The following is an 18,160-nucleotide window of genomic DNA, read 5'->3' as shown; positions in this document are numbered from 1 at the left end:
CTTAATTCTACAACTATGAAAAGTTCAACAAAAGCGACCATGAATTATAAGCCGCTTCAGGATAAAACAATTGTGATAACAGGTGCATCAAGCGGAGCAGGTCGAGCGACAGCGATACAATTCGCAAGACACGGCGCTAAGATTGTTCTTGCTGCCCGTAATATAGAGGCACTGGATGAAGTGGAGGCAATATGCAGGGAAATGGGTGCTTTAGCACTTGCGGTAAAAACCGACGTAACAGATGCTGAAGAAATGAAAACCCTTGCTGCAACTGCCGCAGAATTTGGAGGTTCAATTGATGTCTGGGTAAATAATGCGGGCGTGCTTGCCGCCGGTGAGTTTACAGAAACCCCGATTGAAATACATGACCAGGTGATCAGGACTAATTTGATGGGATACATCCACGGAGCTCATGCTGTTGTGCCATATTTTAAGAGGCAACAATATGGCGTGTTGATTAATAATATATCAGTTGGCGGGTGGTTTCCTGTTCCTTATGGGGTAGGATATTCGGCAAGTAAGTTTGGATTGCGAGGTTTTTCAGAAGCGTTGCGTGGCGAGCTAAGCCAGTATCGGAACATTCATGTCTGCGACCTTTTTCCCGCCTTTTTAGATACTCCGGGAATACAGCATGCTGCTAACTATTCAGGAAAAATTCTTCGTCCTGCCCCGCCCGTTTATGATCCACAAAAGGTAGCAAGGTCAATCGTGTCGATTGCGCAACGTCCCAAAAAATCTGTTGTAATAGGAAGTGTAACTCATCTCTTGAGATTTGCTCATTTCTTACTTCCTGCTGTGACCCGATCTGTTACAGCAAAGGTTGTGAATGCGTATCTCGAAAAAGCTGATGCTGCACCCGAAACAAGCGGAAATCTGTTTGCCCCTGCTAATTACGGAACGAGTATTCATGGCGGCTGGAATTTAGCTGCAGATCCACAGCCTCGAAAACGAAATCTCATTACATCAATCGCCGTAACAGGGATTGCAACCGGAATGGTGATTTTTGGAATAGTGAAGATGAAAAAGAAATCCTGGTAGTTATTGTTATTGTCTTGATTAAGTCAGATGGAAGTGTAGGGACGTAATGTTCACTCTAAAAAAGCTCAATTCTTGAAAACGTACAAGTGAGTGACACAACGATGCTACAACGAAGTGACAATGCTTGTCCCTACATTGAATTTCTGACTAATATACGATCGATAAATGGCACTGTGTTTGCCCACTTTTTAGTGAGATATCCTGTTTTAATTTTTTACTTTCTTAAAACAAATAAATGCCTACAAAACATTTAAACAAGCAAGAATTTATTGATGAAATTTTTGACTACCAGAATAGCGAAGAGTGGAAATATAAAGGTAAGTTGCCTGCTGTCATAGATTTTTACGCTGAATGGTGTGGCCCTTGTAAATCAGTTGCGCCAACGCTCGAGCAGCTTTCTGACGAATATGATAACAAGGTAGAAATTTATAAAATAGACACAGACAAAGAACCTGAACTTTCTGAATTGTTTGGTATTCAAAGTATTCCTACGTTTCTTTTTATACCAGTTGAGGGAGCGCCGATGATACAACGTGGTGCGCTACCAAAGAATGCTTTTAAGCAGGTTATAAACGATCGGTTATTGAAAGAAGTGGCGTCAGAAGATACGCAGGCTACCTAATAAGAGTCGTTTAAAAAGTGCACAGAAATGCCTATACAACACAATAATTTAAAGACAATACTAGTTATTAGAATAAAAACTAAATATTAAACTCTAATTTCTTTTTTAACAGTTTTGTCCGGTATTTCTCACTAATTTACACGCACTCTTGATGAAGTAGGGGTAATAAAGATTAGATTGTCAACCTTTAAACGAATTATATGAGTGTGAAAGATGTTCTATCAATTTTATTTGGCTTAAAACAGCCCGAATTGATACCCGTTCCGGTAGAAAACAATCAACAGAAACGATAATTATATTTTTGTTGAATAAAAAATAAGCCTCGCAATCGCGAGGCTTATTTTTTATTCCAAAAGTGGTGGGAGGTTGATATAATTTCTCAACCATTTTCCGTTTTTGACTTAATCTACTTTGGTTACAACTACGTTCTCGACCAGTTGTCTGACATTTTCAATTTTGAAAACTTGCGTGTGTTTTGATGTCTTAGAAAATAGTACCATTTTAATTGTTGTACTGTTTCCACTAACATCGAACTGAAAGTTTTTAGAGAAGTTTTTGTCATTGAATTTGCTGTTGTAAAGAACATTTCCAACCTCGTCCTCAAGTCTTAGATAAACTTCTTCTTTCAAAGAATTTTCAATGTTTAGTTGAAATATTGGCTGCTCCTTAAGTTGGCCAACATACTTAAGTTCGTAAGTAGTACTAGTTGCTTTTGCTGACTTGTCTTCTGCTGCATTGGCAGAATTTAAAAATAACACCGATACTAGAATTGCAGTTGTGAAGATTGATTTGATCACACTGCTTGTCATTTGCTTTTTCATGTTTTTCAATTTTGGTTAAAAAAAAATTTAACGGTAGCAATCATGGTGGTAGCAATGTTTCCGCAGGCAATGTCAGAAGAAGTGTCAGAGGGTAGTTAGGATAAAGACCAGCACTTTATCAGAAATAATCTGAAGCAAATGTAAAGACAGCAAGCTAGTAAAGCACAACATCTTACGCCGAATATAGGTATCGCAATAAGTGCATTGAAAAGCTACAAACCTTTATACAACTGCCTTTCAAAGTTTTAATTTGATTATCTCCAAGCCACATTTCAAGCAGAATATACTTCACTAAAAAGTCCTTTTCTACCTAAATAAAATTATAAAGAGCAGTATTAAAAAAGGCTAACTAATGTTCGTTAAAAAGTATAAAATATAGATTGCTATTGCAGCTATGGCGGTATTCAAAAAGTTAACTGCGTTGTTATTTAACGTATGTCTTCTTTCAAGCGTTGCGCCTAACACAGAGTCGAACAAGTTGCCAGTCGTACCTGCGATAATGATAAGTAAGAAATTAATGCTAAAGCCAAAGCCTACAGAGAAAACAAGAGCGATGCAGAGCGCTCCAAGTACACCAAGTATAGTGCCTTCAAAACTGATTACTCCATCTAACCCTCTCCGATCTTTTTGTAGAGTGATGACGTTATAAAATTTCTTTCCGTACAAATTTCCAAGCTCAGAGGACAACGTATCCGCTGTTGCCGAAGCTAAGCTTGCAGCGATCATAAGTGTAAATAAAGATGAAAGTGCAGGAAGTGCAAACGATAATAAGCCTAGGAGAGCCGCAACGCCTCCGTTTGCTATTACCTGTCCTGCCGTACGTTGGCCTTTGTCACTTTCAGCTAATCCCATGCGTTGCTTTTGTCGCATCCCCCATGAGGTTGCAGATGTTCCCAATAGAAAGAATACCGCTAGCATTATTACTCCTGTATATCCTGCGCCAGCAAATATTAATAGCCCTACAATAAACCCTGTTATTCCTGCAGGCATCGTCAACTTCTTCACCAGTACACTTGCTACAGCGATGACAGCAAGAATAGTTACAATGATAAAATAGCTAGAAAGCATATTCTTAGATAAAATGTTTTATAGTTATCGTAGTTGCAGATCCTCTTTTTATAGACGGTCAAAGTTGTTTCTATTGCAATACTTATTTACCAAATTCGTCAATTCTTCTTTGCACCTTTGCAGCACAAAAATTGGAAAAACAAATATAACCAATGGCGGCACCAGTACTTGAAAGACGGCTTGGGCTTGTACAAGCAACAGCTATTAATATGATCGATATGGTGGGCATTGGTCCTTTCATCACTCTGCCTATGGTGATTGGTATGATGAATGGACCGTGGTTTCTTTATGCCTGGGTAGCAGGAGCTATTTTATCTTTTATTGATGCAATGATCTGGAGCGAACTTGGCACAGCCTTTCCAAAAGCGGGCGGCAGTTATAACTTTCTAAAAGAGGCATACGGAACTAACGGTGTAGGTAGAATGATGAGCTTTTTATTTGTGTGGCAAACCATGATACAAGCACCTCTTGTTATTGCATCCGCTTCTATAGGATTTGCCTCTTACTTTTCTTACCTCGTACCGTTAACGTCAATTGAAAGCAAAATGTTAAGTGGTGCGGTTGTCATTTTAATCGTGCTTTTGCTATATAGAAAAATAGATGCGATCGGTAAAATAAGCATCTTTCTCTGGGCTGGTGTCATCGTTACTTTATTTTGGATTATTGGTGCCGGCATTGCCTACGGAAACTTTACTGCACCTATCCGACATATCAACGATGGACTAACTATTAACTATGCCTTCGTATCAGCAATAGGTTTTGCAAGCGTTAAATCTGTGTACAGTTATTTGGGTTATTACAATGTGTGTCATTTAGGTGGAGAGATTAAAGACCCGTCAAAAAATATTCCGAGAAGTATGTTTTTATCAATTGGCGGAATAGCCATTTTATACCTATTGATGAATATAAGTGTAGTAAGTGTAATACCCTGGCAACAAGCGAAAGGAAGCGAGTTTGTGCTAAGTCTTTTTATGAAGGAACTCGCAGGAAGCACAGCAGCTAAAATTATCACCTGCCTTATTTTGTGGGTTGCCTTCGCTTCAGTTTTTTCTGCTACACTTGGCTATAGCCGGATACCTTACGCCGCGGCGGCCGACGGAGCTTTTTTTAAAGTGTTTGCAAGAGTACATCCTACCAAACACTTTCCTTATGTCTCGTTGTTGGTGCTGGGAAGTATTGCATTTGTTTTCAGCTTGCTCTTTAGGCTCAGTGAAGTGATTAGTGCAATTTTGGCAATGCGAATCTTAATTCAGTTTATAGGACAGGCAATAGGATTGTTGTTATTAAGGAAAGCAAGAGTTAAGACGGACTTTCCTTATAAAATGCCCTTGTTTCCGATACCGGTATATATTGCTATTGCTATCTGGTTATTCATCTTGTATAAAACAGGATTAGAAATGGCGTCGTATGGATTAATCGTAATTGCTGCGGGAATAATCGTGTTTTTTATAAAAGCAAAGGTGAATAAGGAATGGCCGTTTGTAAAAACTTCAAGTAACAATCCAATAGTAAAAGAGACCTAGGCACAAGAAGAGTTCGATCATCCACAACCAATAATTCTTTTGAATAAAGTGCTTTAAACCGACGTCAAGTATAACCAGCAAAAGAACAAAAAGTAATAGCCGGAGTAATAAAGGATTTCTCCATTCATCGGGTCCACCTCTTTCAAAGATGAGTTGGTATAGAAATAAAAAAGCAGCTATGATAGATAGTATTACAAAAGGAGACGTTCTTGTAAACCACTTTTTAATCATTGTATTCCCCGACCAACGGGTGCTTTTTACGGGGAAATATTAATTGTGTTTTAAAGTATCTTATCCTTTAACCATCGCACTATCCTCATCCGACTACGGGCTAAATCGCCTCAGCCATGTCAGGAATTTTCTCTGCTTTATAAGCTCCCGAGTCTAGTTTCTTTTTCGTTTCCTCAAACGCTTTTAAAGTAAGGTCGATGTCTTCCTCGCTATGGGCAGCCGTAGGAATAATCCTGTAGATAATTTCACCTTTTGGAATAACAGGGTACACCACAATCGAGCAGAAAATATGGTAATTCTCGCGAAGGTCCATCACCATCGATGTAGCTTCAGGCAGTTCGCCTTTCATGTAAATCGGAGTAACCGGCGAGTTAGTGTTTCCTATATCAAAACCTCTTGCCTTTAAACCTTCCTGTAGTCGGCCTACATTATACCAAAGCTTCTCACGGAGTTCCGGCATTGTCTTCACCATCTCCATCCTGTGAAGCATACCTTCAACAATTAGCAACGGAAGACTTTTAGCGAAAATCTGGCTTCTTGTGTTATAACGTAAATACTTAAGCACATCTTTAGGTCCACTGATAAACGCACCAATGCTACCCATACTTTTTACAAAAGTCGAAAAGTATAAATCTACTTCATCTGTACAGCCTTGTGCGGAATCTGCACCTGCACCATTTGGGCCCATGTATCCAAAACCGTGAGCATCATCAATCAATATCCTGAACTCGTATTTATTTTTCAGTTCAACGATTTCCTTCAATCTCCCCTGCTCGCCATCCATGCCGAAAACACCTTCAGTGATCAGTAAAATGCCTCCCCCGTTTCTGTTGGCAACTTCTGTTGCACGTTGTAATTGTTTTTCGCAATCAGCAATATCATTGTGTTTAAACGCATACCTCTGCCCTACATGTAACCTCACACCGTCAACAATACAAGCATGTGCCTGGGCATCGTACACAATCACATCTCTGCGGTTTACAAGTGCATCAATGCAGCTCATTATCCCCTGGTAACCGAAGTTTAAAAGCATAGTGTCTTCCCGCCCTACGAATGCACTAATCACTTTCTCCAACTCGTCGTGTTTCGCAGTATTTCCACTCATCATTCTTGCCCCCATGGGGTTTCCCATTCCATACATGGCGGCCGCCTCTGCATCTACTCTTCTAACCTCTGGATGATTGACTAAACCAAGATAATTATTCAAACTCCACACAATCATTTCCTTTCCTCTAAAAGTCATTCTTGGCCCAAGTTCGCCTTCCAGTTTAGGAAAGGCGAAGTAGCCATGCGCCCTATCCATATGCTGGCCGAGCGGCCCTCCATCCTTTACAAGCTTCGCAAAAACATCTGCCATTCTAGTTGATATTATGTGTTTTTATTTTGTCCTGACATTCGTAATTCTATTAAACATCGTTGTGTCACTCACTTCAACTGTAAGCCAATGATTAACACGAAAAACAGGTTGAATCAGTACCTAAAAAAAGTTGGCCAAAGGTAAGACAATGAAGGTAAAAAAAGGATTAGGAGAAACCGTTCAATTGATAGCTTTTATCCTTTTGAACATTTTAGCATCCAAAACATTCATTCTAAAAATGCTATCTCACTTGTTGTTTAAACTAGCCCCGGAATAATACTCCCATCTTATCGCCCACTCCTTTCAAGTCAGACACGACGGATTCAAACAGCGGTATCCCTTCTTTTCTTCTTATGGCTTCCATCTCGCGTTCGGGATCTCCAGGTATTAAAACTCTTTCCTGCCCGGCTGCAGGTTTCGCAGCTTTAAACCTTTTTATCCAGTTATCCATGTTTTCGGTAAAATCTGCTGCCGGCCGAAATGCGTCAACCCGCATTGCGCCAAGAAAATGTCCCAGTCCCTCGCCGGGCAGATTCTCCGGCATGGGTACATATGCAGGAAAAGGGGGCGCCCAAGGACCATAACTGGCGCCGCTTAAAACCGCAGAAAATATATCTACAATACTTCCAAGGGCGTAGCCTTTATGGCTTCCGTGCTCGCGGTCGCCACCAAGCGGCAGCATTGCTCCGCCGGATTTTAAGGCATTAGCATCTGTAGTTGTATGACCTTCCGCATCTTGCACCCAACCCTCCGGCGCTTCCTGGTTCTTTCTCTGCAAAATCTCAAGCTTGCCATTTGATGCAGTGGTAGTGGCAAAGTCAGCGACAAATGCGGGTTCATTATTAGCGGGAATAGCGACAGCAATCGGGTTTGTACCAAGCATTCTTTCAACAGAAAAAGTTGGCGCAACAAGGGCGCTTGCGTTGGTCATAGCCATCCCGATCATTTGCCGAGGAAGGGCCATCATTGCATGATAACCTGCAATACCAAAATGATTACTGTTTTTTACGCTTACCCAGCCCGTTCCTGCTTTCTCCGCCTTTTCGATCGCGACTTGCATTGCAAATGGTGCTACGACTAATCCTAATCCTGCATCGCCGTCAACTACTGCTGTTGAGGGGGTTTCATAGATTATTTTTATTGTTGGTGTAGCATTTATTCTTCCTGCCTCCCACAGCCTTATGTATCCACCTAAGCGAGCTACTCCATGACTATCGACGCCACGCAAATCTGCCGATAATAAAACCTCCGTGGCCAGGTGTGCATGCTCTTCACTGCAACCCATTTGCAAAAAAACATGCAGAACGAAGTCGAATAAATTTTCGTAGTCAAATGTTTGGCTCATAAGATATTTCGGGAATTTTTAAAAACTATCGAAATTTTATTGAAAGTATAAGCTGCTTTACTTCTCCTTTTTTAGCTTGAGTTATTCTCGTCACTGCAGCAGAATAAGGTTCTACAAGTAGAAGTGAGTGACACAACGATGTTGAAAGAAGTTATGTTGCCGGACAACCAAAACAATCAACAGAAGACCTTATTTTTCAAGAGACATGCTTCTTGGTAAGTCTGCTAATTGCGATCCAAATAGTTTGTTTGGCCTCGACCCCATTCTTATAGTCAATATCCCCCCTACCAGTATGTCATGGTGATTTATAAAACTTTTAGTGTAAGGCTTTCCGTTTAAGGTAATGGATTGAATGTAGATATTCTCCTTGCTGTTATCTAACACCTTAATCTGAAAAGTACTCCCTGAAGGCAATACGATAACCGCCTGGTCTACCAGCGGGCTACCAAAAACGTATTCACCACTTACAGGATTTACCGGGTAAAAGCCCAAAGCGCTAAAAACGTACCAGGCACTCATCTGCCCGCAATCTTCGTTGCCCGACAAACCGTCGGGCTTGTTATCATAAAACCTGCTCATAATTTCCCTTACTTTCTCTGCCGACTTCCATTGCTTTTGCAGGTAGGCATAGATGTAGGCAATGTGATGGCTCGGTTCGTTTCCGTGAGCATACTGCCCTAGTAATCCGGACACATCGGGAGGCGTCTCGCCTGTCTGTCTGCTTGAAACTGTGAACAGAGAATCCAGTTTGTTTTCAAGTCCATCAGGTGTTGAGTAACTATTTTTAAGACCGTTGAGGTCGTGAGGCACAAAAAAGCTGTGCTGCCATGCATTGCCTTCAGTATAAGGACCACCACCCGCGGAGGGGTCGAAAGGTTTGACAAAATTACCATCCATATTTTTCGCCCTTAAGAAACCTGATCCGGGATCGAAAACATTTTTCCAGTAGGTCGCCCTTTTAGCTAAGGAAGCTGTATCGGTGTACTTCTTTAATTTTTTAGCTACTTGCAACATACACCAGTCATCAAATGCATACTCCGCAGTCATTGTAACACTTTGCCCCATTTTATCTGCAGGTATAAATCCAAAATTCCGGTACATCTCTGTTCCCCTGATGTTTTGCATCACGCTTTTCCGCATTGCTTTATAAGCCCGCTCATAATCAAATCCACGAATGTTCTTTAGTATCGCATCTGCTACCACCGGCACTGCGTGGTAGCCCGTCATCGTGTTGGTTTCATTAAAATGTAAATCCCACACAGGCAAGTAGCCGTACTGGTCGTAAAACGCGAGAAAGCTGTTTACGATGGAGGGAACCATCTCAGTTTGTGTAATGGTAAGCAATGGGTTTTCTGCACGAAATGTATCCCAAAGGGAGTTGGTAGTAAGAACCATTTTCCCATTGTACACCTCGCCTTTTACGCCTTTGTAATTTCCGAAACGATCGCTAAATATGGTCGGAGCAAGATATGTGTGGTACAAAGCAGTATAAAAGATTTGCTTAACCTTTTTATCATCCGTGTTAATCTGCACCTTTCTGAGCTCTCTTTCCCATAAATCAGAAGCACCTCTTTTTGCCAGGTTAAAATCCCAGGTGCGTATTTCATTCATACTTTCTACCGCACCTTCCACATCTGCGTAGCTGATCCCCACTTTCATCGTGATAGCTTCACCCGATTTTGTATCAAAATTTAAAAAGGCAATAATATCTTTTCCCGTGGCTTCAGTTGTCTCCTGTCGCTTTTTATCAACAAACACTGTCGTGCTTTTTACAGGTTTACTTAACCTTACGGCAAAATATACTTTTTGAATTCTGGCCCAGCCTGTAGAAAACCTATAACCCACAAAAGTGCTGTCGTCAACCTTTCGCCAATAGCTTTCAGTTGTTCTATCAGTATTGATGCCAAAACCTAAATCAAATCTTATAGAAGCATTGGTTGAGGCAGGGAAAGCATAACGATGCATGGCAGCACGGAGCGATGCGGTCATCTCTGCGTACACGTTAAACTTCCGCAGTTTAACTCCGTAAAAACCAGGGCTTGCTCTTTCTTCTTTATGTGAAAAATTACTTGTTACTCTTCCCGTATCAGGTGTACCTACCATTGGCAAAACTGAAATGTCGCAAAGATCACCAACGCCGGTACCACTCAAATGTGTATGACTAAAACCGGCAATGACAGTATCTGAATAATGATAGCCACTGCTCCAATCCCACCCTTGTGATCCGTTGTCAGGTCCAACCTGAACCATACCAAAAGGCAGAGTGGCGGCAGGATAGGTATGACCATGTCCACCGGTGCCAATAAAAGGATTAACAAAATCTACTACCCTCTGACCAAATCCCACCAAAACAATTAACGACAAAGCACCAAAAACCAAGAGCGTTTTTTTCATGAATAACTATTAACGTAGTGCAAATTAAAAGAGGATGGCTCAATAAAGCGCCATCCTCTTCAAAATCGGGTTATTTAGTAGTAGCTTCTAGAACGGAAGATCGTCCATCGGTTCTGTAATTTCGTTTGCAGATGCAGTAGCCGGCGACGACTGATTGTATGAAGGCTGACTATAAGAAGGCTGCTGGTTTTGGTAAGAGTTTCCTCCCGATCCGTCGCCGCCCTGGTTATCGTTTCTGCCTCCTAATAGCTGAACAGAACTAACGCGCAAACTCAACGAAGTGCCTTGCGTACCATCTTTGGTTGTATAATTACGAATATCAGGCTGCCCCTCAGCATACACCTGTGTTCCCTTCTTTAAATAAGGGGCAATCCCTGTGCGATCAGTCCAGTAGGCACACTCAACCCAAATCGTTTTATCTTTCTGAACGCCCTGTGCATCTTTAAATTTTTCAGTGTGCGCCACGCTGAAATTGATAACATTTTTACCATTCACGTTATTAACAACGCCATCCTTTCCGAGGTTCCCGATAACTTGTAGCTTGATCATATAAGTAGTAATTGTTTAAGTAGTATCAAGCAAAATAAGCAAAAAACGATTATAATGCTAGTAAGAAAACGAATGTAAAAAGTAGCTTGAACAACTAGTTCAATATCTTTCCAATATTTAAAATAACTGCTGTAAAGGTCCTTTCTACAAAATCTCTATCCAAGTGTTGCTAAGCCTTTAGCTTTAAGACTGAAGTATAAGTTGTTTCCACGCAACAAATTTTGTTTCTGTTTTCTTATGGACAAACATTTCTTCTTTATTGAACATCGTTGTGTCACTCACTTTTACCTCCTCGGTACTATTCAACTTTTTGAAGCTTTATTTTCGAATCAACAAAAAGGAACTTAGTCTTAAAAAATCTTGTTTCAACCGCCTGTTCGACAGCTCCTTATAATCACATAGTTGTGTGATTGCAATAAGCTCTATTAATTTATTCTTTTGTATTGCACTAAAAAATGTCACCATAGGTGCAACCAGGATTAACCAAAAACTAATTACCATGAAAAAGTTAACAGTCTTCCTTTTCGCTCTTATGCTTTTCGTAAGTGTGATAACCATTATTTCATGCAATAGCCAAAACGACACAAAAACGGTTCCCGTCAGTAACAGCATTTCAAAGGACAGCATGATAAAGCGAGGGCAATATCTTGTTACCATCATGGGCTGTGATGACTGTCATTCACCAAAGAAGTTTGGTCCCAATGGTCCCGAGCCTGATATGGATAGAAGGCTCTCGGGTCACCCTGCAAATATGCCATTAGCAAACTTCAGGCAGAGTGACCTTAAGTCGTGGATGTTGTTCAACCCAACTCTCACAGCTTTTGTTGGTCCATGGGGCGTTTCATATGCCGCCAACTTAACATCAGACAATAGCGGAATCGGTACGTGGTCAGAATTGCAGTTTATAAAAGCCCTGCGTGAAGGAAAATATAAAGGAATGGATAACACAAGGCCACTACTTCCTCCAATGCCCTGGCCTAATTTCTCCAAGGCTTCTGATGATGATTTGAAAGCTATTTTTAGTTTTCTGAAATCGACCAAGCCAATAAATAATATTGTTCCGGCACCAATTGCTCCGGCTACATTAGCCTCAGCGAAGTGAGCGGGTGGGAGAAAGTTTTTGAAAGAAGATTTAGGTTGTTATTAAAGGCTGTCTAAGAAGGCAGCCTTTAGCTATTGAAGAAGAATCGACCTTGGCTCGACTTTAATTAAAACCGCAGTGCCTTGCGAAAGCATCTTCACAAAGAAATTTTGGAAACAATTATTTGAGGTAATAATTGCTGAAGCAGATGAACGGTCTATCATTTTCAGTTTTACAAAACCAGGTACACTTTCCCCTGGCCTTCGGTAACCTCGTATGTTTTAATTTTTTCTGTTGCGGGCCCTGCTTTAACCTCGCCCGTCTTTACGTCAAATTGTGTCCCGTGCCATGGACATTGAACGGTACCGCAAATCATGGCGCCACCCGCAAGAGATCCACCCTTGTGAGAACAGCGATCGTCGAAAGCAACAAAACCGTGTCCCGTCCGGGCAACTACAATTCGCTTGTCTTTGGCATGGATCAGTTTCATCTGGTCAACCTGCAGTTCGTCACTCGCACACACTTCTAACCGACCTGTAGATTCTTCGAAATATTGTTCTTGCCATTTGCCCGCTCCTGCGTATCTCACATCAATTCCAATTTGGTTTCGGTGAACCAATGTTCCTCCAAGCCAACCGGCATAACCAGTTAGTACGACTCCAATAAACTCCATGGCCAGAACGATGTAAGGTGGAAAATTATCAATATGCTTGCAGTATAAAGCAATGCAAAAAATCAGGAGCACTGAAGTATTTACAAAGCCATGTGTTGCTGCGCGTTTCTTAGCGGAACTTTTAGGGGGAACCGTATAGGTGTAATCAATGATACCGGGAATTGCAGCGCACAGAGCCGCAATTATTCCGGCTGAATGGAGGTACTGTCCGGTCAATCCGAAAGCAATGTCATCTTTAATAATACGTAGAGAGTCGAACAATAAAGTGCCTATATAAAATGCAAGCGGAAAACAAACCAATATGGGATGTATTGGATGACTTTTGATGTGAGCTTTACTTCTCATAAGCGTTTTACAAATCTTGCAGCAAAAAGCTTACCTGCTAAAGTGTAGCTGTAGGCGCGATCACCAGGGAGCGAAGAGGTAAGTGATCAGTAAGGTGAATAATAAACGGCGTTACTTGCATCCGGTGCTCACCATCTTGAATGGTGCGAATCCAATATCTTTACCACCTTCCAGAAACACAATGCGTTAATGATAATCCTCTCATATATAAAAACCATTACCAGGTTCAGGAAAGAATTGAAAAAGCAACAGGATTACATTCGTACTTTTCTAAACCCTTATCTCGGCGAATTAGAAAGAAAGTATTCAGGCAAATTTGAGGATGAGCAATTGAAGAAAATACGTCAGTATTATGGCTTGTTTATTCCTACTATTCTCTGCTCGAGCTATAAGAATTTATATCATGAAAACTATACAGAGGCTGAAAGAAAAAGAGCAACCTTATTTGGAATTTTAACGCCGGTTGGAGATGACTTATTTGATATAGACAAGCTTGATGTAGCAGCAATCAATGCAATTACCTATCGGCCTGAAAGCTACGATGCTAAAACTTTTTCAGCACATATTGCCAGGGAGATACAATCTTTTATGCTTACAGATGTGCCGCATCGAAACGAATACCTGGACGCTGCAAAAGACGTATTTGAAGTACAACTTGAGACTATTAAACAAACTGATCCCGCAATAGACGATAAAGAACTTACACGAATAACCTATGCCAAAGGAGGCTATTCTGTGATCATCTATCACCAAATTATGGCGAAGCCCGCTAGCAAGGAAATGTGGCAAGTTTTGTTTTATGTGGGAAGTTTAATGCAATTTGGCAACGACCTTTTCGATATGGCCAAAGACCTTCGCGATGGCATCACTACCCTTCCGGATAGATGTACTGATTATAAGAAGCTGAAGGAGATTTTTCTGGACAGAGTTAAAGAATGTAACAGGCTCATTTATGCTCTTCCTTATAAACAACATAAGAAGGAAGAATTTGCTGTCGCCATGCATCTTATCATCAGCAGGAGCATGGTTGTAATTGACAAAATGATTCAGTTAGAGCAGCAGTTAGGTAAACCACTAAACTATGCAACACTCACCCGAAAGCAATTGGTGTGCGATATGGAAAAACCGAAAAACATGATGAGGTGGCTGTATTATTCTTATAAACTTCCAAAGCTTACCTAAGCCTTTTTGTAAATTATATAGATTGCTAGTTTGAGACTTTTTGTGACAATAAATTCAATATGAGAAAAACACTTTTCGTCATACTCTTTTCATCTTTTTCATTTTACGCTTTTGCCAATAATGACTCAACCCTCATCGACGCTTTAGTCAGGAATATCGCTGCGATGCAGGTAAAACAAGATGATGGTGAATTTTATGCGGGAATGTTTTACGGCACGAGAGAATGTGGCGGAGTTCCTCATAATCTTCAACCCGATAATAATATTTTTTTTACGGCTATTACCGCATTTGCCTTTAAAAACATGCTTCCCCATCTCAATGATCAAACTAAAGCCGTTGCGAAGAACATTGTTTTGAAGGCCTCTTCAACTTATCCAAATTTTAGGAACAGGTTCGGTTACCCGTTTTATAACTTCTGGCCAACATATGCGCCTATCATGCCGCACACCTATTACTTTAAATATTTAAAGGTCGTTTTTGGACAGGGCGAAGATGCCGATGATACGGTAATGATCTTAATGACTTCAGACAATAACGACAGTGTAAACGCGATTGCCAAGAAAAGGATGGTTGGCGTGAGCAACCTAAGCCGCAGAAGGATAATTTCTACTTTCAGGAGGTACAGAGACCTACCTGCTTACAGCACATGGATGGGCTTAAAAATGACGCCCGATTTCGACTTCTCTGTTCAATGTAATATTATGTATTTTATGCTCGAGAAAGGTTTGCGGTGGGTTAGCCAAGACACAGCTACAATTGATTATATAACGGAGATGGTTAAAAACAGGTACTATAAAAAGAGACCGGTTTATATCTCACCATATTATGTAAAGACGCCAGTTTTATTGTATCATTTGTGTCGCCTGATGGGTGCCTTTAAAATACCTCAACTTGAAGTTTACAAGCCACAACTGATAGCAGATATCAGGAAAGAATTAGAGCAAAGTACGAACATTATGGATCAAATTATTTTAAGGACGTCTTTGCTTAGACTACAAACCGACGCTCCGGCACTTGATTTGAATTCAATAGAAGAATTTGAGAAAAGCAACCAGCAAAAGTACCTTTTCTTCCAGGCGAGACCAGCCTTTTCATACCCAACTCCCTTTAAACAAATCTTTCTTCACTGGAGCTATATAAACTACTACTTCTACTGTCCTGCATATAATAAGACGTTGTGGCTGGAGTACTTGGTTGAAAAGAATAAAACCAGAACTCCCTAAATCCCCCGAAGGGGGACTTGCAAGAGTATAATAACTTTAGGCCGGAGTTATAAACTTATATGTTGTAGGAAAGTTTATTTTACAAATTTTATAAGTACTTCAAGTCCCTGGGATTAGGAGTTACGTTGCCGCTTCTTCTTCCTTTTGCATCATTAGGTAAGCTTTAATAAATCCATCTAAGTCACCATCCATCACGGGGCCAACATTACCTACTTCGTAATCGGTTCTGTGGTCCTTAATCATTTTGTAAGGATGGAAAACATAGGAGCGGATCTGGCTACCCCACTCTATCTTTTTCTTACTGGCGTTGCTGGCATTTTTTATCGCTTCACGCTTGCGCATTTCTTCTTCATGCAACCGGCTCTTCAGCATCTTCATTGCCTTCTCACGGTTTTCGCCTTGCGTACGCGCCTGCTGGCATTCCACTATAATGCCTGAAGGTTTGTGCGTCAAACGTACTGCAGTTTCAACCTTATTTACGTTTTGTCCGCCTGCGCCCCCACTTCTAAAAAAAGCCCATTCTACATCACTGGGGTTGACTTCAATCTCAATGGTGTCATCAATAAGAGGGTAAACATAAACGCTTGCAAAAGACGTATGTCGGCGCGCATTACTATCAAACGGAGAAATTCTCACAAGGCGATGTACTCCACTTTCGGCTTTCAGAAAGCCATAGGCAAAAGCTCCTTCAAATTGAAGGGTAGCACTTTTAATGCCGGCTCCATCACCCTCCTGCAAGTCAAGCTCTGTCACGTTCCAGCCCTGCTTTTGGCCGTACATTCGATACATCCTCATCAGCATTTCTGCCCAGTCCTGGCTTTCGGTACCACCAGCCCCAGGGTTGATTTGCATGATGGCAGTCAATTCATCTTCCGGCTCGTTCAGTGTGCTTTTAAATTCTGCTTCTTCTATAGCCGCGATTGCTTGTGTATAAGCTTCTTTAGCTTCTTCCTCACTTGCCTCGCCAGCCTTCCAAAATTCAAAGAGCACGGCAAAATCCTCTACTGCCGTTTCTACGGCATGGTAAAGCTTTGTCCAGAACTCGCTTAGTTTTATTTCTTTTAAAATCCCTGTAGCACGGGCGTTATCATCCCAAAAGCCGGGAGAAAGTGAAAGTTGCTTGTCGTGATCTATTTTGGCCTGTCTATTATCGACGTCAAAGAAACCTCCTTAAGACCAAAACCCGGTCTCTCATTTCCTTAATTTGTTCTTGTGTCATAGCTGCAAAAATAAGGGATTGTTGAAATGCGCAAAGCTTAAATTGACCCCCGCCGCGGTCCTCTTGCAAATAACTTTTTTGTTAGTTAAATAAAACGTAACCTGTTTTAAAGCCCTAATATTGCGCTTTTAAATGCTACAACCAATTCAAACGAAAATCAATCCTACTAAATATGGATGACAATACAATAAACAGCTTGAGAGAAGCGCTGAAATTTTCACCCGGAAATATTCCGCTAAAACAACATCTTGCTGATACTTTATTAAAAGCTTCTCAACTTGATGAAGCTGAAAAAGAGTATAAAGAAATAATGGCGATGGCTGACACTAATCAATCGAAAATAGGACTGGCTAAATTGTTCTTCCTTAAGGCGCAATATTCCCAGTGCAACGTTATACTGGAAGAACTTATTCATACCGGTTCTGGCGATTTCGATGTACTTATCCTTCATGCCAAGGCACTTTTAAAAGAACATGCTATCTCTAAGGCAACAGAAATTTATAAGCGGGCACTTGCAATAAATCCTTCCTTCCGGGATGATGAACTTGACAAAGAACTACGTTTGAACGCATCAATGATGGAAGATGATGAAGATGAAGATGATGAAGAATTCGAGTCACCTTTCATTCAAAAAGCCGATATTAATTTTGATGATGTCGGTGGAATGAATGGAATCAAAAAAGAGATCGAGCTAAAAATTATTCGACCACTTCAGCACCCGGAACTATATAAAGCTTACGGGAAAAAAACCGGCGGAGGAATTCTTTTGTATGGCCCTCCGGGCTGCGGCAAAACTTACATTGCTAAGGCAACAGCAGGACAGGTAAATGCTCGTTTTATTAGTGTGGGCCTTAGCGATATCCTCGACATGTGGGTGGGAAATAGTGAAAAGAACCTACACAACATTTTCGAGATTGCAAGGCAGAATACACCATGTGTATTATTCTTCGACGAGATAGATGCCCTTGGAGCCAGCAGGAGCGACATGAAACAATCAAGCGGCAGACATTTGATCAACCAGTTTCTGCAGGAGTTGGACGGTATAGATGGCGACAACGATGGTGTTCTTATCCTTGGCGCTACAAATACTCCCTGGCATCTCGACTCTGCATTTAGAAGACCAGGCAGGTTTGATCGAATCATTTTCATTCCCCCTCCAGATGCAGAAGCGCGGGAGTCTATTTTGAAACTAAAACTAAAGAATAAGCCAATTGAAGCAATAGATTATAAAGGCCTCGCTTCTAAAATAGAAAATTATTCTGGGGCCGACATCGAGGCTATTATTGATATTGCTATTGAGGAAAAGCTCGAAGCATCTTTCAACGATGGCATTCCGAAACCCCTTTCGACAAAGGATATCCTAAATGCGATAAAAAAGCATAAGGCAAGTACAACGGAATGGTTCGCCACGGCAAAAAACTTTGCCTTATTTGCAAATGACTCCGGGCTATACGACGACATCTTAACGCATATGAAAATTAAAAAATAG

General features: G+C 41.0%; 15 protein-coding genes. 7 read left to right on the top strand and 8 right to left on the bottom strand.

Annotated features, from left to right (window positions below; genetic code table 11):
- Positions 1–15: 15 nt before the first annotated feature.
- Together SAE01_RS03140 and trxA are read left to right on the top strand one after the other, a co-directional pair.
- A complete protein-coding gene (locus SAE01_RS03140; RefSeq protein WP_147202136.1) occupies positions 16–1,038 on the top strand; it encodes an SDR family oxidoreductase in 1,023 nt (340 codons plus the stop codon).
- Between the two features lie 235 nt (positions 1,039–1,273).
- Positions 1,274–1,660, top strand: coding sequence for a thioredoxin (trxA, locus tag SAE01_RS03135; RefSeq protein WP_147202135.1), 387 nt, complete (start codon positions 1,274–1,276; stop codon positions 1,658–1,660).
- Positions 1,661–2,061: 401 nt separating this feature from the next.
- Here the strand turns inward: trxA and SAE01_RS03130 are convergent, their stop codons facing one another.
- Both SAE01_RS03130 and SAE01_RS03125 read right to left on the bottom strand, forming a co-directional pair.
- Positions 2,062–2,481 carry a hypothetical protein gene (locus tag SAE01_RS03130; RefSeq protein ID WP_147202133.1) on the bottom strand — a complete coding sequence of 140 codons (420 nt, stop codon included), beginning with the start codon at positions 2,479–2,481 and terminating at the stop codon, positions 2,062–2,064.
- A 345-nt stretch (positions 2,482–2,826) separates the two neighbouring features.
- The gene (locus tag SAE01_RS03125) at positions 2,827–3,549 is read right to left on the bottom strand and encodes a DUF92 domain-containing protein (protein ID WP_147202132.1); all 723 of its coding nucleotides are present in this window, start codon (positions 3,547–3,549) and stop codon (positions 2,827–2,829) included.
- 152 nt (positions 3,550–3,701) lie between these two features.
- Here SAE01_RS03125 and SAE01_RS03120 point away from each other — a divergent pair, with 152 nt between their 5' ends.
- A complete protein-coding gene (locus SAE01_RS03120; protein WP_147202130.1) occupies positions 3,702–5,072 on the top strand; it encodes an APC family permease in 1,371 nt (456 codons plus the stop codon).
- Positions 5,073–5,403: 331 nt separating this feature from the next.
- Here SAE01_RS03120 and SAE01_RS03115 read toward each other — a convergent pair whose 3' ends face one another.
- From SAE01_RS03115 to SAE01_RS03100, 4 genes are all read right to left on the bottom strand, one after another.
- Positions 5,404–6,660 carry an aminotransferase class I/II-fold pyridoxal phosphate-dependent enzyme gene (locus tag SAE01_RS03115; RefSeq protein WP_147202128.1) on the bottom strand — a complete coding sequence of 419 codons (1,257 nt, stop codon included), beginning with the start codon at positions 6,658–6,660 and terminating at the stop codon, positions 5,404–5,406.
- Positions 6,661–6,922: 262 nt separating this feature from the next.
- Positions 6,923–8,005: an Ldh family oxidoreductase gene (locus SAE01_RS03110; protein ID WP_147202127.1), complete on the bottom strand. Its 1,083-nt coding sequence runs from the start codon at positions 8,003–8,005 to the stop codon at positions 6,923–6,925.
- A 189-nt stretch (positions 8,006–8,194) separates the two neighbouring features.
- Positions 8,195–10,399 carry a GH92 family glycosyl hydrolase gene (locus SAE01_RS03105; protein WP_147202125.1) on the bottom strand — a complete coding sequence of 735 codons (2,205 nt, stop codon included), beginning with the start codon at positions 10,397–10,399 and terminating at the stop codon, positions 8,195–8,197.
- 87 nt (positions 10,400–10,486) lie between these two features.
- The gene (locus SAE01_RS03100; protein WP_147202124.1) at positions 10,487–10,948 is read right to left on the bottom strand and encodes a single-stranded DNA-binding protein; all 462 of its coding nucleotides are present in this window, start codon (positions 10,946–10,948) and stop codon (positions 10,487–10,489) included.
- A gap of 499 nt (positions 10,949–11,447) precedes the next feature.
- On the opposite strand from SAE01_RS03100, the gene SAE01_RS03095 reads away from it, so the two are divergent.
- Positions 11,448–12,050 carry a cytochrome c family protein gene (locus tag SAE01_RS03095; protein WP_147202122.1) on the top strand — a complete coding sequence of 201 codons (603 nt, stop codon included), beginning with the start codon at positions 11,448–11,450 and terminating at the stop codon, positions 12,048–12,050.
- Between the two features lie 211 nt (positions 12,051–12,261).
- Here the strand turns inward: SAE01_RS03095 and SAE01_RS03090 are convergent, their stop codons facing one another.
- Positions 12,262–13,047: a Rieske (2Fe-2S) protein gene (locus SAE01_RS03090; RefSeq protein WP_147202120.1), complete on the bottom strand. Its 786-nt coding sequence runs from the start codon at positions 13,045–13,047 to the stop codon at positions 12,262–12,264.
- 189 nt (positions 13,048–13,236) lie between these two features.
- On the opposite strand from SAE01_RS03090, the gene SAE01_RS03085 reads away from it, so the two are divergent.
- Positions 13,237–14,229: a hypothetical protein gene (locus SAE01_RS03085; RefSeq protein WP_147202118.1), complete on the top strand. Its 993-nt coding sequence runs from the start codon at positions 13,237–13,239 to the stop codon at positions 14,227–14,229.
- Between the two features lie 59 nt (positions 14,230–14,288).
- On the top strand, positions 14,289–15,452 hold the full coding sequence (locus SAE01_RS03080; protein WP_147202116.1) for a hypothetical protein: 1,164 nt from the start codon (positions 14,289–14,291) through the stop codon (positions 15,450–15,452).
- A 120-nt stretch (positions 15,453–15,572) separates the two neighbouring features.
- On the opposite strand, the gene prfB is transcribed toward SAE01_RS03080, so the two are convergent.
- Positions 15,573–16,671 (bottom strand): peptide chain release factor 2 gene (prfB, locus tag SAE01_RS03075; RefSeq protein WP_218029055.1). Its coding sequence is split into 2 segments (ribosomal slippage): positions 15,573–16,622 and positions 16,624–16,671, totalling 1,098 coding nucleotides; the frame shifts between segments, so codons are not numbered across the junction.
- A 172-nt stretch (positions 16,672–16,843) separates the two neighbouring features.
- Here prfB and SAE01_RS03070 point away from each other — a divergent pair.
- Positions 16,844–18,160, top strand: a complete 1,317-nt coding sequence (locus tag SAE01_RS03070; RefSeq protein ID WP_147202112.1) for an AAA family ATPase — start codon at positions 16,844–16,846, stop codon at positions 18,158–18,160.

It is taken from the genome of Segetibacter aerophilus, from assembly GCF_007991655.1.
In the GTDB taxonomy this organism is placed as follows: Bacteria; Bacteroidota; Bacteroidia; order Chitinophagales; family Chitinophagaceae; genus Segetibacter; species Segetibacter aerophilus.
The sequence above is the reverse complement of the archived record's forward strand: the minus strand, read 5'-3'. Positions and strand labels throughout refer to the sequence as shown.

Bases quoted from the DNA above. Each gene is read 5' to 3' on its own strand.
- SAE01_RS03130 (WP_147202133.1), bottom strand. From the start codon at position 2,481: ATGAAAAAGCAAATGACAAGCAGTGTGATCAAATCAATCTTCACAACT.
- SAE01_RS03140 (WP_147202136.1), top strand. From the start codon at position 16: ATGAAAAGTTCAACAAAAGCGACCATGAATTATAAGCCGCTTCAGGAT.
- SAE01_RS03115 (WP_147202128.1), bottom strand. From the start codon at position 6,660: ATGGCAGATGTTTTTGCGAAGCTTGTAAAGGATGGAGGGCCGCTCGGC.
- SAE01_RS03070 (WP_147202112.1), top strand. From the start codon at position 16,844: ATGGATGACAATACAATAAACAGCTTGAGAGAAGCGCTGAAATTTTCA.
- SAE01_RS03100 (WP_147202124.1), bottom strand. From the start codon at position 10,948: ATGATCAAGCTACAAGTTATCGGGAACCTCGGAAAGGATGGCGTTGTT.
- SAE01_RS03120 (WP_147202130.1), top strand. From the start codon at position 3,702: ATGGCGGCACCAGTACTTGAAAGACGGCTTGGGCTTGTACAAGCAACA.
- SAE01_RS03095 (WP_147202122.1), top strand. From the start codon at position 11,448: ATGAAAAAGTTAACAGTCTTCCTTTTCGCTCTTATGCTTTTCGTAAGT.
- SAE01_RS03085 (WP_147202118.1), top strand. From the start codon at position 13,237: ATGATAATCCTCTCATATATAAAAACCATTACCAGGTTCAGGAAAGAA.
- SAE01_RS03110 (WP_147202127.1), bottom strand. From the start codon at position 8,005: ATGAGCCAAACATTTGACTACGAAAATTTATTCGACTTCGTTCTGCAT.
- SAE01_RS03125 (WP_147202132.1), bottom strand. From the start codon at position 3,549: ATGCTTTCTAGCTATTTTATCATTGTAACTATTCTTGCTGTCATCGCT.
- SAE01_RS03080 (WP_147202116.1), top strand. From the start codon at position 14,289: ATGAGAAAAACACTTTTCGTCATACTCTTTTCATCTTTTTCATTTTAC.
- SAE01_RS03090 (WP_147202120.1), bottom strand. From the start codon at position 13,047: ATGAGAAGTAAAGCTCACATCAAAAGTCATCCAATACATCCCATATTG.
- SAE01_RS03105 (WP_147202125.1), bottom strand. From the start codon at position 10,399: ATGAAAAAAACGCTCTTGGTTTTTGGTGCTTTGTCGTTAATTGTTTTG.
- trxA (WP_147202135.1), top strand. From the start codon at position 1,274: ATGCCTACAAAACATTTAAACAAGCAAGAATTTATTGATGAAATTTTT.